The 14047-nt window shown below is 35.5% G+C and carries 14 protein-coding genes; 5 read left to right on the top strand and 9 right to left on the bottom strand.

Annotated features, from left to right (window positions below; genetic code table 11):
- Position 1 precedes the first annotated feature (1 nt).
- Both dapD and GWI59_RS06220 read left to right on the top strand, forming a co-directional pair.
- On the top strand, positions 2-826 hold the full coding sequence (gene dapD, locus GWI59_RS06225) for a 2,3,4,5-tetrahydropyridine-2,6-dicarboxylate N-succinyltransferase (protein WP_006535909.1): 825 nt from the start codon (positions 2-4) through the stop codon (positions 824-826).
- A 70-nt stretch (positions 827-896) separates the two neighbouring features.
- Positions 897-1283: a DUF3461 family protein gene (locus GWI59_RS06220; RefSeq protein ID WP_006535910.1), complete on the top strand. Its 387-nt coding sequence runs from the start codon at positions 897-899 to the stop codon at positions 1281-1283.
- Between the two features lie 145 nt (positions 1284-1428).
- Here GWI59_RS06220 and GWI59_RS06215 read toward each other — a convergent pair whose 3' ends face one another.
- The 6 genes from GWI59_RS06215 to syd all read right to left on the bottom strand — a co-directional run bounded on the left by GWI59_RS06215 (position 1429) and on the right by syd (position 7631).
- The gene (locus tag GWI59_RS06215) at positions 1429-1872 is read right to left on the bottom strand and encodes a flavodoxin (protein ID WP_161724279.1); all 444 of its coding nucleotides are present in this window, start codon (positions 1870-1872) and stop codon (positions 1429-1431) included.
- Between the two features lie 313 nt (positions 1873-2185).
- Positions 2186-3646 carry a hypothetical protein gene (locus GWI59_RS06210; protein ID WP_161724267.1) on the bottom strand — a complete coding sequence of 487 codons (1461 nt, stop codon included), beginning with the start codon at positions 3644-3646 and terminating at the stop codon, positions 2186-2188.
- A 125-nt stretch (positions 3647-3771) separates the two neighbouring features.
- On the bottom strand, positions 3772-5217 hold the full coding sequence (ptsG, locus tag GWI59_RS06205; RefSeq protein ID WP_161724264.1) for a PTS glucose transporter subunit IIBC: 1446 nt from the start codon (positions 5215-5217) through the stop codon (positions 3772-3774).
- A 301-nt stretch (positions 5218-5518) separates the two neighbouring features.
- Positions 5519-6283: a tRNA pseudouridine(65) synthase TruC gene (truC, locus tag GWI59_RS06200; protein ID WP_109399946.1), complete on the bottom strand. Its 765-nt coding sequence runs from the start codon at positions 6281-6283 to the stop codon at positions 5519-5521.
- Between the two features lie 8 nt (positions 6284-6291).
- Positions 6292-6615: a YqcC family protein gene (locus tag GWI59_RS06195; protein ID WP_109399947.1), complete on the bottom strand. Its 324-nt coding sequence runs from the start codon at positions 6613-6615 to the stop codon at positions 6292-6294.
- A gap of 464 nt (positions 6616-7079) precedes the next feature.
- A complete protein-coding gene (gene syd, locus GWI59_RS06190; protein ID WP_006535920.1) occupies positions 7080-7631 on the bottom strand; it encodes a SecY-interacting protein in 552 nt (183 codons plus the stop codon).
- Positions 7632-7787: 156 nt separating this feature from the next.
- Here syd and queF point away from each other — a divergent pair, with 156 nt between their 5' ends.
- The 3 genes from queF to xni all read left to right on the top strand — a co-directional run bounded on the left by queF (position 7788) and on the right by xni (position 10848).
- Complete coding sequence (queF, locus tag GWI59_RS06185; protein WP_006535921.1) at positions 7788-8633, top strand: NADPH-dependent 7-cyano-7-deazaguanine reductase QueF; 846 nt, start codon at positions 7788-7790, stop codon at positions 8631-8633.
- Positions 8634-8724: 91 nt separating this feature from the next.
- Positions 8725-10092 carry a nucleotide 5'-monophosphate nucleosidase PpnN gene (gene ppnN, locus GWI59_RS06180; protein WP_072064271.1) on the top strand — a complete coding sequence of 456 codons (1368 nt, stop codon included), beginning with the start codon at positions 8725-8727 and terminating at the stop codon, positions 10090-10092.
- A gap of 6 nt (positions 10093-10098) precedes the next feature.
- Positions 10099-10848 carry a flap endonuclease Xni gene (gene xni / locus GWI59_RS06175; RefSeq protein ID WP_006535925.1) on the top strand — a complete coding sequence of 250 codons (750 nt, stop codon included), beginning with the start codon at positions 10099-10101 and terminating at the stop codon, positions 10846-10848.
- 132 nt (positions 10849-10980) lie between these two features.
- Here xni and rlmM read toward each other — a convergent pair whose 3' ends face one another.
- From rlmM to GWI59_RS06160, 3 genes are read right to left on the bottom strand one after another with little or no spacing between them, the layout of a single operon-like run.
- Complete coding sequence (rlmM, locus tag GWI59_RS06170) at positions 10981-12078, bottom strand: 23S rRNA (cytidine(2498)-2'-O)-methyltransferase RlmM (RefSeq protein ID WP_109848112.1); 1098 nt, start codon at positions 12076-12078, stop codon at positions 10981-10983.
- Positions 12071-12466 carry a DUF423 domain-containing protein gene (locus tag GWI59_RS06165; protein WP_036913817.1) on the bottom strand — a complete coding sequence of 132 codons (396 nt, stop codon included), beginning with the start codon at positions 12464-12466 and terminating at the stop codon, positions 12071-12073. Before GWI59_RS06165 ends, rlmM begins: the two co-directional genes overlap by 8 nt.
- Before the next feature lie 43 nt (positions 12467-12509).
- The gene (locus GWI59_RS06160) at positions 12510-13430 is read right to left on the bottom strand and encodes a transcriptional regulator GcvA (RefSeq protein ID WP_161671164.1); all 921 of its coding nucleotides are present in this window, start codon (positions 13428-13430) and stop codon (positions 12510-12512) included.
- Positions 13431-14047: the final 617 nt, after the last annotated feature.

Genomic DNA, 14047 nt, shown 5'->3' with positions numbered 1-14047 from the left:
AATGCAAGCATTACAATCTATTATTGATAACGCCTTCGAACATCGTGCTGATCTCACTCCAAACAACGTTGAGCCTCATATTCGTGATGCCATTAATAGCGTTATTGCACTGCTAGACAGCGGGAAACTGCGTGTCGCGGAAAAAATTAACGGTCAGTGGGTGACTCATCAATGGTTAAAAAAAGCCGTTCTGCTCTCTTTTCGCATCAACCATAATCAAGTCATTAATGGCAGTGAAAGCCGTTATTTTGACAAAGTGCCGATGAAATTCGCTGATTATGACCAAGCACGTTTTGAAAAAGAAGGTTTTCGTGTTGTTCCACCCGCAGCTGTTAGACAAGGGGCTTATATCGCTCGTAACACTGTTTTAATGCCATCTTATGTCAATATTGGTGCTTACGTTGATGAAGGTAGCATGGTTGATACATGGGCAACCGTAGGTTCATGTGCTCAGATCGGAAAAAATGTTCATCTCTCTGGTGGTGTAGGAATTGGTGGTGTTTTAGAACCACTACAAGCAAACCCAACCATTATTGAAGATAACTGCTTTATCGGTGCTCGCTCTGAAATTGTTGAGGGTGTTATTGTTGAAGAAGGTGCCGTTATTTCAATGGGGGTTTATATTGGTCAAAGTACCAAGATTTATGACCGAGAAACAGGCGAAGTACATTATGGCCGAGTCCCTGCGGGCTCTGTTGTTGTGTCGGGCAATTTACCCTCTAAAGATGGAAGCTACAGCCTTTACTGTGCCGTGATCGTGAAAAAAGTTGACGCAAAAACGCGTGGAAAAGTTGGTATTAATGAATTGTTAAGAACTATCGACTAATATAAGAACAGCGGATAGAATTAATTCTGTTCGCTATTCTTTCACTCATCTTTCTATCAGGTGCCAATATATGTACGATAATTTAAAAAATTTAGGGATCCCGCATCCTGAAGATATTGACCGCTATACTCTACGCCAAGAAGCTAATAACGATATTTTAAAAATCTATTTTCGCAAAGATAAAGGTGAATTCTTTGCAAAAAGCGTAAAGTTTAAATATCCACGCCAACGTAAAACGATTTCTGATGGTCAATCAGGACAAGGCTTTAAAGAAGTCAATGAAATCAATACTAACTTACGTTATGTTATTGAAGAATTAGATCAAATTTGTCAACAAGATCAAGTAGAAGTCGATTTAAAACATAAAATCCTAGACGACTTACGCCACCTTGAACATGTTGTTGCAAATAAAATTGCTGAAATTGAAGCTGACTTAGAAAAACTGACTCGCCGTTAATAACAAACCCTTTTAGCTGTTATTTATGTCAGTTTTATAGAAAAACACCGCTTAGTTACTGTATAAAACAGAAACAAGCGGTGTTTTTAATACAGGATAGAACTCATTATTTTATCAACTAATTAAAAATTAGATTATTTTCTAATTAATCTAGTAGGTTAACCCAGTTTTCAAGCCAATCAATTGCAAATACTTCTGGCTCTGCGACATCCATACCATCTATTTTTAATATTTCGCCGATACGTTTTGCTTGGTGCTCTTGTAACAACTCATCAAATTGCATTCCTGCACCACAAAAAGAGTCATAACTACTATCACCTAAGGCAATCAAGCCATAACTTAGATTTGGCTGATATCCAACATTATCACGTAGTTCATGAAATAGCGGAGCAATAGTATCAGGTAAATCCCCTTGCCCTGTACTCGATGTTATCACAAGTACTGTCGAATATTTTTCCCAATCAGCAAGTGTACCCTCTTCATAAATATTGGCTTGATGTTTATGCTCAAGCAAAATACGCTGCGCCTCTTCAGCTACCGCTAATGCATCACCATAAACAGTACCTACAAAAATGCCGATTTTAGCCATCATAACTACCTACTTTATACAGTTTAAAATTCAATAAACTTAGCTTGCCTAACATATAGAAATTTAACCTTTATCTCAAGCTTCAGGGTCGTTAATTACTTCATATCATCCTAGAATTCAGTAGAATAAATGAAAAAATACTTATTTTATTAATTTAATGTCTGATTTATATTTTTATATTTTTATATTAATATTTAAATTGATTTAGTTTTATGACCTAAAAATAAATTAATTTAATAGATATAAACCGTCATTAATTAATAACGGTTTATATCAAAACAAAGGATAAAGAAATACTACATAAGCCACATATTTACTTATTTAACAAAAGAGTATTGTAAATTTTATTCCATTCATTTCTTTCTTTTGAAAAAAACCAAAATATATCATTTTTAGGTTTTGATTCCTTTAGCGTTTTTGTTATTAATTTATTAGCCCATTCGGGTAGTTTTCCACCGTTGAAAGCATCGCTATTCAGTATAATATTTAAATTTTCATGTGCTTTCATTATATTGCCATGGTTTTTATTATTGATATCGAGTCGTTTCTGATATGATTTAGGAAAGAAAAACTTATATGCTTTAGAAAAAAAGCTATTACTATTCTCTAGAGAATTATTATTAATAAAAAGTAATGAAGCGATTTTATTAATATTTAATAAAATATTTTCTTTTTGAATTTCACTATTAATCCTAGCAGTATATCCTTTCAATTTATTATCCACCTCAATTAACAATTCAATTCCAAAATAATTAGCCGATTCAATGGATTTATAATATTCATTTTTTATAGTTTTTATTTTTTCTAAGCTAGATTTAAATTCTATTAATCTATGTTCATCTTCTATCTTTTCATTTGAATTTAACTGTCTAACAATATCAAATTCATTATTAATTTCGATTTTCTTCCTAGTTAACATATCAATATTTATTTCAGATATATCTTTATAACCTAAAAAATCAACAATATTATTTATTGCTAAAGCTACATCGACTATTTTTTTATGGCTACTTACTTTTGAATGTAATTCATTTTTAATTAATTTAATTTCATTTTCAATTTTTTTAATTTCACATGGTGTGTCCTTGATGGAAGGTATTATATCAACCTTGCAATAACTCTCCTGATTAGTTTGTATCTCATCTTCTATTTTCATAATGGATAAACTACATCCATGAAAGCCAATATTATTATTTTCATTTGAAAATATATTCAATAAATTATTACCACCATTACTCTTATTATATAAACTTTCATTAATATGATCTATTTTATAAAACTGACCTTTATGGCTTATAAAGCTATTTATAATTGGACTATCATCATTAAAAACCATTTTTTCAAGAGAACTAGTATTATAAATATTCTTTTTCATTTTATTAAATAAGCTGTCCTTTTTTTTATAGGAAAGCAAACCAGTAAATATTTTTTCGACATCACCGATATCATTAATATTTTTCACGCTGATTATTTTATCTTTACTATCAAAAAAAGTTTTAACGCCTCCTGAGTTAATCCTGTCTTCCAGTTTTTTTAGATGTTCTTTATTTTTACCATTATTAGTATATTTATCAATTGAATTATCTAATTCTTTTTTTATATTATTTAATAAAAAATCCTTATCCTTATTAAGAATAAAAATATTATCATTTCCTTTTTTAAAAAAAAGTGAAATGTTATTTTTATCGAATACAGCACTCTCTCTATTTTTTTTATCATTTATATCTGTTATGGATAATATAAAACTTCTATGATTACTTTTGACGGTTAGCATGATATTTTCCCACTCTATTTAATAATTAATAGAATGGCATAACCAGCATAAATATTATTGCAATAAAAAAACACTCCCGAGTTTTACATGGGAGTGCTTTTTTATTTAGTGTGGAATATAGTAAGCTATTTATCGTTACCTAAAGACCTTATATATTCATCCATTTCAGTTTTTAGATTATCTGATTTAGGGCCAAATATCGCTTGAATACCCGAGCCAACAACCACAACACCAGCAGCACCTAATCTTTTCAACTCATCACGATCGACTTTTTCAATTTCTTTAACGCCAATACGTAAACGAGTAATACAAGCATCTAAGCTACTGATATTGTCTTTGCCACCAAACGCAGCGACTAAAGATTGCCCCATTGCACTCTTATCAGCTTGTTTTGCATTTTTATCTTCAACTTCGCGACCTGGAGTTTTCAGGTTTAGTTTCACGATTAAGAAACGGAAAATAGAGTAATAAGTTATCGCATAAAGTATGCCAATAATTGGGAACAGGTACAGCTTACTGCTGTTACCGCTTAATACGATAAAGTCAATTAAGCCATGAGAGAAACTCGTCCCATCACGCATACCTAACAGAATACAAATAACAAATGCTAAGCCAGCTAAAATGGCGTGAATAACATAAAGAATAGGTGCGACGAACATAAATGAGAATTCGATAGGTTCTGTGATCCCTGTTAAGAAGGCAGTTAATGCCGCAGAAATCATGATACCGCCCACTTTTACACGATTCTCAGGACGAGCTGAATGCCATATCGCAATAGCTGCTGCAGGCAAACCAAACATCTTAAATAAAAAGCCACCTGACAACATACCCGCAGTAGGGTCTCCTGCCATATAGCGAGGAATATCGCCATGGAATACTTGTCCTGCACTATTTACATATTCACCCACTTGCATTTGGAACGGTACATTCCAGATATGGTGCAAACCAAACGGCACCAATGCACGCTCAACAACACCATAAATACCGAAAGCAACTGCTGGGTTTTGATAGGCAGCCCACTCAGAAAAACGTTGGATAGCTGTACCGATAGGTGGCCAAATAAAGGATAGAAGAATACCCACAAAAATCGCAATCAGACCAGAAATAATAGGGACAAAGCGTTTACCTGCAAAGAAACCTAAATACTCAGGAAGTTTAATACGATAAAAGCGGTTAAACATTGATGCGGCAATAATACCCGCAATGATACCACCGAGTACCCCCGTATCAGTTAAACGTTGTATTTCAACACTATCAGGTGATAAACCTAATACCCAAGGGGCCACTACCAGCATAGTTTTTGACATAATGCCATAAGCCACAACAGAGGCTAGTGCTGATACCCCATCATTATTGGTAAAACCTAATGCAACACCAATCGCAAAAATAAGTGGCATATTAGAGAAAACCGAACCACCAGCTTCTGCCATAACTTGAGAAACAGAAGAAGGGATCCATGAAAGATCAGCGGAACCAACCCCTAATAAAATACCGGCGATAGGCAGCACAGATACCGGTAACATCAAGGACTTTCCGATTTTTTGTAAAACAACAAATAGGTTTTTAAACATCAAGCAGACTCCCGGAATGTGGGTTTTTATATGTTGTAAGTTTTTATTTGTTTAAAGTAGTGTGGGTTTTATTTCATAAACTTATCTAATGATAAGCCTTATTTATTTTACATCATAAAATAAATCGCTTAATGAATACATGATAGCTGTCACGTTTCAAACATGTGTTCAGATCAATTAATAAAATAATTTATTTTACAAATAATTAAAATAGATTATAAATTTGCGCAAACCATCAAGACTTAAGTAAAAAAGCCTTGATAGTCACAAAATGAAAGTAATATTTAAAATAAGAAAGGAATTAAAAATGATGAGCTAAATCTTCACCATACTGCTCTAATTCAGGTCTTAATCCACGCCAACCAAATTGATTAATAAGGTGTTGCCAAGGCAGATCCCATTTAGCTGTTAAGTTAAGTGGTTGCAATGTGATTGGATGAATTAAGTTTAGATGGCTTGCATGTAACATCAAGCGATGAGATTGAAAATAATTTACAACTCCACGGTTTTGACGTAAATCACCATGAGCGGTATCACCGATAATTGGATGGCGAATATGAGACATATGGCGACGTAATTGATGCTTACGACCTGTTTCAGGACGCAATTCTAATAAACTAAATCGAGATGTAGGATAGCGCCCAATCGCAACCTCTTTTTCAACAGTACCTAATGGCTGGCAATGTGTTACACATTCTTGAATTTGTGGAGGTTGAGTTGCAAATTTGTCTGCAATTTTATCTAACTCCTCCACTAAAGGGCTATCAATCACTAGCGCTTCTTCAACATACCCTCTGACAACGGCATGGTAAATTTTTTCTGTTTTATGTTGTTCAAAAGATTGAGATAGCGCTCTAGCGACATCAGAAGAAAGCGCCATCAATAGAACACCTGATGTAGGTCTATCTAGACGATGCACGGGGAAAACATGTTGCCCTATTTGATCTCTTAGTGTCTGCATTACAAACACTGTTTCATGTCTATCTAACCAACTACGGTGAACAAGCCAGCCCGCAGGTTTATTCACCGCAACAAGATATTCATCTTGATAAATAATATCTAGCATTGTCGGCCTTATGATTTAAACATTGCGTCAAGTTCACGCAAATGATTGAGTAAATCAGTAACATCTCGACTCTTATCTTCTTTAAATGCTTCTTCGTAATAAGGTGCGATTGCAAATGCATTCGGTAATGGCATTTCATTTTCAATCATCGATGACAATTTTGGAATTAATACCCACTGTAACCATTCATGAGCACTCATTGTATCAATACAGAAAGGCTCAACACTTTCAAATGCTTGTTCAGTCGGAGATTCTAATTGCCATAGCTCAATATTCTTCATCTCTTCTTCAATCAAGAGCAATTTAGCTAAAATGCGTTGTTCTGGTGTCATCATTTATTCCTTATATAAAACTTACGAATAAGGATAACATTGGGATGGAATAGCAGAAAACAAATAAAAAATAAAAGGAGCCGAAACCCCTTTTAGACAAGAAAAATAGTTGTCTGTACAACACATGCGTCCAAGCAAGACCGTTTTTATCTATCCTTGAGATTACGTCCGTATCAACATTAATGGAAATATCCTATTTCCTGTGTCCTTGATCACTCTATATTTTATCGGTCACCAAACAGTCCCTTAGTTGGTGGACGTAGAATGCCAATAATTGATTAGTTAAACAACCCACAAAATAAAAGTAATTAAAGAGCTATAACTATAAATAAAGACAATAAGTTAATAACTTATTGCTCTACTTAAATAAATCAATTTTATTTTTATTAGTGGCGTTTTTTAATAAAAAACACATGCTTTTTTTGTAAGATATATCTCACAAGAAAAAAGGCTTATAGACTACATCACTCATTATATACAGCGACTAATTCCGATAAAAAGAGAGATAAATTTTCAGCTAAAACTTCTCTTTTCTTTTTACCGAAAGTTTCAAGAATGACTTCACCGGAAACATTACACACGGAAATTATTTCATTTTCTGAATCTGTAGTGCCAATAAACAATGTGGGTGTAAGTTTTAAACGCTTTTGAGTCACCAAATGACCAATAATGTTTTCTTGTAAGCGAATAAAATCTTCTTCGCTCCACACTTGGATCAAACTGAAATCTATATCTCTAAAACGAACCTGCATATCACCAGCATACTGAGTGGTAAAGTAATCATGCAATTCAGGGCGAATAATAATCCCCATTGCTTTTTCAATTTTTTCTAGTTTATCTATTCCTACAAAAGGTTGCGGTAACCAGTAAACAACCTCATCACCTGTTCTTGATATACAAATAGAAGGAACACCATAAAGATCTTCACTTGCAGGAGGTAAACCTGATTTTTCTTGCCACAAATCAACATACTTTTGCGTAAAGGCTTTTAATTCAGAGGAGATGTTTTCAGTCATGATTATCTGTTTTATCTATTTAAATAAGAATTCCCTTTATATTACCTGATTATGACACTAATTCAGAGCATCAAAAATAAAGCATTCATATACTATTGATGTTTCAATAGTATAATTAACCTTCTTTTATTTTCAGCTAAAGTTAGGATGTAAATTATGTCTTTATATCAAGGTGATAAATCTCTTGAAGCATTATCTCTCGGCAAAGAGACTCAATATCACGATCAATATGATGCCGGATTATTGCAAGGTGTACCACGTAGCCTAAATCGAGATTCACTCTCTTTAACTGCTGAAAATTTACCTTTTCATGGTGGTGATATTTGGACTATGTATGAGCTCTCATGGCTTAATAGCAAAGGCTTACCACAAGTTGCTATTGGTCATGTTGAATTAGACGCAACCACTGAAAATCTTATTGAATCTAAAAGTTTTAAATTATATCTCAATAGTTTTAATCAAACTCGCTTTGAAAGTTGGGATATCGTCGAAAAAACCTTACTTAACGATTTAACAACTTGTGCTAAAGGCAAAGTTAATTTGACTATCTATCCACTTTCGCATTTTACATCACAACCTATTGTCGATTTTGCTGGAGAGTGTATTGATGAACAAGATATCGAAATTGATAATTATCAGTTTGATGTCCAATGGTTAAACGAATCGACAACCGATACACTGGTTGAAGAAACCCTTGTCAGCCATCTGTTAAAATCCAATTGCCTTATTACCAATCAACCAGATTGGGGATCAGTCGCTATTCAATATAAGGGTAAAAAGATTAACCGTGAAAAACTGCTACGCTATTTAGTTTCATTTAGGCAACACAATGAATTTCATGAACAGTGTGTTGAACGAATTTTTCACGATATTATGCAATTATGTACGCCAGAAACATTAACTGTTTATGCGAGATATACGCGACGTGGTGGATTAGATATCAATCCTTGGCGTAGTAATTGTGAGTTTGTTCCAAAAATCAGTCGATTAGCCAGACAATAATAGGAATAATGCCTGTATGTTAATATGATCTGTGTTATACCAAGATCAGTTGCACTTCAGTTTGTTATTTCAGGAGAAAAAGGAGTCCTACGTGATAACTCATGTCAGCCCATTAGGTTCCATGGATCTGCTTTCACAGCTAGAAGTTGATATGCTAAAGAGAACCGCAAGCAGTGATCTTTATCAGCTGTTTCGTAATTGTTCTCTTGCTGTCCTCAACTCTGGTAGCCTTACTGATAGTAGTAAAGAACTGTTATCTAAATACCAAGATTTTGATATTAACGTACTGCGCCGTGAACGAGGCGTAAAACTTGAGTTAGTCAATCCTCCTGAAGACGCCTTTGTTGATGGAAAAATTATTCGCTCACTACAAGCTAACTTATTTGCTGTGCTTCGTGACATATTGTTTGTTCACGGGCAAATCACAACAGCCAAACGCGATCTTCACCTGAACTTAGAAAATAGTACTCACATTACTAACACAATTTTCTCGATTTTACGTAATGCACGAGCCCTTCATATTGATGAAGATCCTAACATGATCGTTTGCTGGGGTGGTCACTCAATCAATGAAACAGAATACCTTTACGGTAGAAAAGTAGGTAACGAATTAGGGTTACGAGAACTCAATATCTGTACAGGCTGTGGACCTGGTGCGATGGAAGCACCAATGAAAGGGGCTGCCGTTGGTCACGCTCAACAACGTTATAAAAATAGCCGTTTTATTGGTATGACTGAGCCTTCAATCATTGCGGCTGAGCCACCAAATCCATTAGTTAACGAACTGATTATTATGCCAGATATTGAAAAGCGTCTGGAATCTTTCGTGCGAATTGGACATGGAATTATTATTTTCCCTGGCGGTGTAGGAACAGCGGAAGAATTGCTGTATTTACTTGGTATTCTGATGTCTCCAGAAAATCAAGACCAAGTATTACCACTGATTTTAACTGGCCCTAAAGAGAGTGCAGAGTACTTTAATGTATTAGATGACTTTATCGCCAATACATTAGGCGACGAAGCTCGACGTCATTACCAAATTATTATTGATGATGCACCTGAAGTTGCTCGTATCATGAAAAAATATATGCCTTTGGTCAAAGATAATCGTCGTAGTACTGGTGATGCTTATAGCTTTAATTGGTCAATGAAAATCAATGCTGATTTACAGCATCCTTTTGAGCCAACACATGAAAATATGGCATCGCTTAACTTAAGTACCGATCAATCTCCTGAGAAATTAGCAGCTGACTTACGTCGTGCATTCTCTGGTATTGTTGCTGGTAACGTAAAAGAAGTAGGTATGAAAGCGATTGAAGCTTACGGCCCTTATAAAATTCATGGTGATCGTGAAATTATGCGTCGCATGGATATTTTATTAACCGGCTTTGTTGAGCAACATCGAATGAAACTTCCGGGTGGTACAGCTTACCAACCATGTTACGAAATTATCAGCTAATTTATTATGATACATTTGCTGATTATTGATGCTTTAAACCTGATCCGCCGCATTCATGCGGCATCAGGTTCTTCTTGCCAAACTGTGTGTGAACAGAGTGTCAATCAGCTGCTTGGTCACACACAACCTACCCATGCTGTAGCGGTCTTTGATGAAGATGATCGAGAGGGTAGTTGGCGACATCAACTCTTACCCGATTATAAAGCAGGCCGCACACCCATGCCTGATGACTTGCGACAACAATTACCTGAAATTAAAGCAATGTTACTTAATTTAGGAATACAAAGCTGGCACTCAGGTGGTGATGAAGCAGATGACGTTGCAGCAACACTGGCAACCAAAGTGGCAAGTGCAGGTTTTCGAGTCACGATCATTTCAACGGATAAAGGTTATTGCCAATTACTTTCTCCCTCTATTCGTATACGCGATTATTTTCAACGACGCTGGTTAGATTTAGAATTTATTAGATCTGAATTTGGTGTCGAACCATCTCAACTTACCGATTATTGGGGATTAACGGGCGTCAGTAGCAGTAAGGTTGTAGGAGTTCCTGGTATTGGCCCTAAAAGTGCTACCGAGCTTTTACAAGCTTATCCAGATCTAGAATCGCTCTATCAACATATTGATGATGTTCCTACTAAATGGCAAAACAAACTTACTACTCATAAAGAGTCTGCATTTATCAGTCGGAAAATCGCGACATTACGTACTGATATTCAATTAAACGGTAATCTACAACAGTTGCGTTTAAAATAGCCAAGTTCCCAGTCATTAAGACACAACCAGCGAATATCTTTAAATAACTCGCTCTCATTAAAAAAAGCTAAGCTTCTATTTATAAGCTTAGCCTTTTATCGTTATCAATACACCGATGTAATTTGAGCGTTTTTAGAATTCACGGTCGGGTCGATAAGCGGCCCAAATATTTTGTATATGAACTGTTATCTCTTCTCTATCATGATAAAGATGCTTAGCTTGGATCTTAACGTTAATCCCTTTTTCCGCTAATTCTGACTTTATTTTGTCAAGGATATGAGAGACTTCTTCATAACGCTTTTTCATTGGCAATTTTAAGTTAAAGATAGCTTCACGACACCATTCATTAGCAATCCAAGTTGTCATTAATGCAGCAACTTTAGCTGGTTTTTCAACCATATCGCAAACAAGCCATGTGATATTTTTAGAGGTAGGTTCAAATTTAAAACCATCAACTTGGTGATGACGAACTTGCCCGGTATCCATTAAAGATTGTGCCATTGGCCCATTATCAACAGCATGCACCATCATACTGCGTTTTACTAATTGATATGTCCAACCACCGGGGCATGCACCTAAATCGACCGCTTTCATTCCACTTGCTAAACGCTCTTCCCACTCTTCATAAGGAATGAAAATATGAAATGCTTCTTCAAGTTTTAATGTCGAACGACTTGGCGCATCTGATGGGAATTTTAATCGAGGAATACCCATATAAAATGGGGAATTATTAAAACTATAGGAATAGCCAACATAACAACATCCCGGCGCAATAAAAAACACATGAACAACAGGACGGCTAAAGTTCTCTACTTTCAACAATATTTTCTCATTACGTAAATGATTACGTAATGGCACCGTAAATTTACGGCAGAATTTTAATAATTCTTTGCTTTCGTTAGTGTCTGCAACTTCAACTCGAAGTTCACCTGCTTTTTCAACAGCACCTTTTAGCATTCCAACAATCGGTGTAATTCTATCTTCTGGTGGTAAATCTTTAAGTAATTCACCTGTCACAAACATCTGACGAGCAAAAATTAATTCACGGAAACTCACATCACGCGCAATCTTATCTGCATCACCTTCTTGGTAACATTCAAAGATCACATAACCACTTCCTTCTTTAACACGAGGAAAGCCATAAACGCCGATTTGACCTGCTTTATCCGTAATCTCAGCCGCGCACTCTTTTTCAAAACCTTGGCGACAATATAATGCAACTTTATTCATGGCGAGACGCCGGTGCCCTTAGACGCAAAGCGCCAATAAAAATTAATGCCCAACCAATAAGAAAACTAAATCCACCAATTGGCGTAAAATAAGATAACAATCTAACTTGTGTTAGCGCCATACAATAAAGGCTACCACTGAAAAGTAGAATACCAACACCAAAGAAAATACCCGCCCAATAAAACCATAAAATGGTTTTACGCATTAACATTGCCGCAATTCCGACAAGTAATAAGGTATGGACGATTTGGTAGCGCATCGCTAACTGAATGTATTCCCAATGTTGTGGCGATAAATGAGGTGCAAGCTTATGAGTTGCAAATGCACCAAAAGCAACATAAAAGAAGCCACTAATCGCGGAAAACATAAGCAATGTACGACTATTCACTGTTTATTCCTTCCTATCTAGAAGATATTTACCAATCGCAATATTAAGATGATGTTAGTAAACCCAGCTTTTCTTGCTCATTCGCTGCTTGAGATAAAATCCATTGGCGGAAAGCCGCAATCTTACCCAATTCAGCCTGACTATCTTGGCAAACTAAATAAAATGCATTTTTACTAACAAGGACATCTGGAAAAGGTCTTACTAATCGACCTGATTCTATTTCACTACGTGCCATGACATTATTAACCAATGCAACACCTTGTCCATGTACAGCAGCCTGTATCACCATTGAACTATGGCTAAAAATAGGGCCTTGTTGCACATTTATCTGATTTTGTATCTCTAATTGGCGTACATAAGCTTGCCAATCTCGACGAGATGTATCATGTAGCAGTGTATGATAAATCAGATCGGATGGGGTTTTTAGTGGTTTTTCACCTGTAAGTAAAGATGGTGCACAAACAGGAATTAAATATTCTGCATAAAGGCGGTCTGTACGCAACCCAGCCCAATTACCTCGACCATAAAAAATGGCGACATCAACATCATCAGCCAATTTATCTTCTTCTCTATCAACAGCTTGAATTCGCACATCAATTCCCGGATAAGCTTGGTTAAAACCAGATAACCGAGGTACTAACCATTGAATCGCAAAACTTGGAGAAAGGCTAACGGTAAGTGCGCCTTTCGCGCTTCTAGCTAATAATTTGCGAGTTGCCTCGTTAATTGATGAAAAAATTTCCTTAATATCGAGGTAATAACTCTGCCCTTCTTCCGTTAATAAAAGAGAACGGTTACGTCTTCTAAATAATTTTAGCCCAAGGAATTCTTCTAATGTTTTAATTTGGTGGCTCACTGCTGCTTGTGTCACAAATAATTCTTCAGCGGCTTTAGTAAAACTTAAATGACGTGCCGCTGAATCAAAAACCCTAAGCGCATTTAATGGCGGTAAACGTTTAGACATATTCGGTTCTTAAACCCCTATTTTGGCTATTAGTAGACCCTAACTTTCATCATTAGTTTTTTTTATGCGAAGCATTATAAATTGTCCCTTGATGATTAGCCAGTAAATACCTATAGTAAGCGCACTTCCTAAGCCGGAACGAAAAGTTGTGTAGTAGTAATACTGCAAAACTTTTGGCTTTGTGGTTGTGATGTTGTGTTTGCAAGTTGTCTGGAAATTCCAGACTTAGTAGCTGATGCTACTGTTTTTTTTCACTTCCTGTACATTTACCCTGTCTGTCCATAGTGATTTTATAGTGCACCGCCAAGGCGGTGCTTTTTTTATTCCCTATTTTTATCTAACTTTTCATCTTCTACACACTCACTTTTGATGTTTTCATCTTTTCTTCACAATAAATTTATTGTCAATGTTCTGAAAAATGCATCATATTCTCTTTAACATGATTAAATTAAAGAAAAAACATATGATAAATCTACTATCTGTGATTTTTTATTGAGCGAATTTTCGCCATCTTTATCGTGTTATTATGGGCGCACTATCATGCTATAAACGGATGTTCTTAGTTTTTCATTATAAATAAATATAATTAACCGTATAATCTATACGCCCTATTTTTA

This window comes from Proteus sp. G2673, from assembly GCF_009915125.1.
Classification (GTDB): domain Bacteria; phylum Pseudomonadota; class Gammaproteobacteria; order Enterobacterales; family Enterobacteriaceae; genus Proteus; species Proteus penneri.
The sequence above is the reverse complement of the archived record's forward strand: the minus strand, read 5'-3'. Positions and strand labels throughout refer to the sequence as shown.

What these genes read in the sequence shown, in the direction of transcription:
- dapD (WP_006535909.1), top strand. Translation starts at nt 2, where the DNA reads ATGCAAGCATTACAATCTATTATTGATAACGCCTTCGAACATCGTGCT.
- GWI59_RS06220 (WP_006535910.1), top strand. Translation starts at nt 897, where the DNA reads ATGTACGATAATTTAAAAAATTTAGGGATCCCGCATCCTGAAGATATT.
- GWI59_RS06215 (WP_161724279.1), bottom strand. Translation starts at nt 1,872, where the DNA reads ATGGCTAAAATCGGCATTTTTGTAGGTACTGTTTATGGTGATGCATTA.
- GWI59_RS06210 (WP_161724267.1), bottom strand. Translation starts at nt 3,646, where the DNA reads ATGCTAACCGTCAAAAGTAATCATAGAAGTTTTATATTATCCATAACA.
- ptsG (WP_161724264.1), bottom strand. Translation starts at nt 5,217, where the DNA reads ATGTTTAAAAACCTATTTGTTGTTTTACAAAAAATCGGAAAGTCCTTG.
- truC (WP_109399946.1), bottom strand. Translation starts at nt 6,283, where the DNA reads ATGCTAGATATTATTTATCAAGATGAATATCTTGTTGCGGTGAATAAA.
- GWI59_RS06195 (WP_109399947.1), bottom strand. Translation starts at nt 6,615, where the DNA reads ATGACACCAGAACAACGCATTTTAGCTAAATTGCTCTTGATTGAAGAA.
- syd (WP_006535920.1), bottom strand. Translation starts at nt 7,631, where the DNA reads ATGACTGAAAACATCTCCTCTGAATTAAAAGCCTTTACGCAAAAGTAT.
- queF (WP_006535921.1), top strand. Translation starts at nt 7,788, where the DNA reads ATGTCTTTATATCAAGGTGATAAATCTCTTGAAGCATTATCTCTCGGC.
- xni (WP_006535925.1), top strand. Translation starts at nt 10,099, where the DNA reads ATGATACATTTGCTGATTATTGATGCTTTAAACCTGATCCGCCGCATT.
- rlmM (WP_109848112.1), bottom strand. Translation starts at nt 12,078, where the DNA reads ATGAATAAAGTTGCATTATATTGTCGCCAAGGTTTTGAAAAAGAGTGC.
- GWI59_RS06160 (WP_161671164.1), bottom strand. Translation starts at nt 13,430, where the DNA reads ATGTCTAAACGTTTACCGCCATTAAATGCGCTTAGGGTTTTTGATTCA.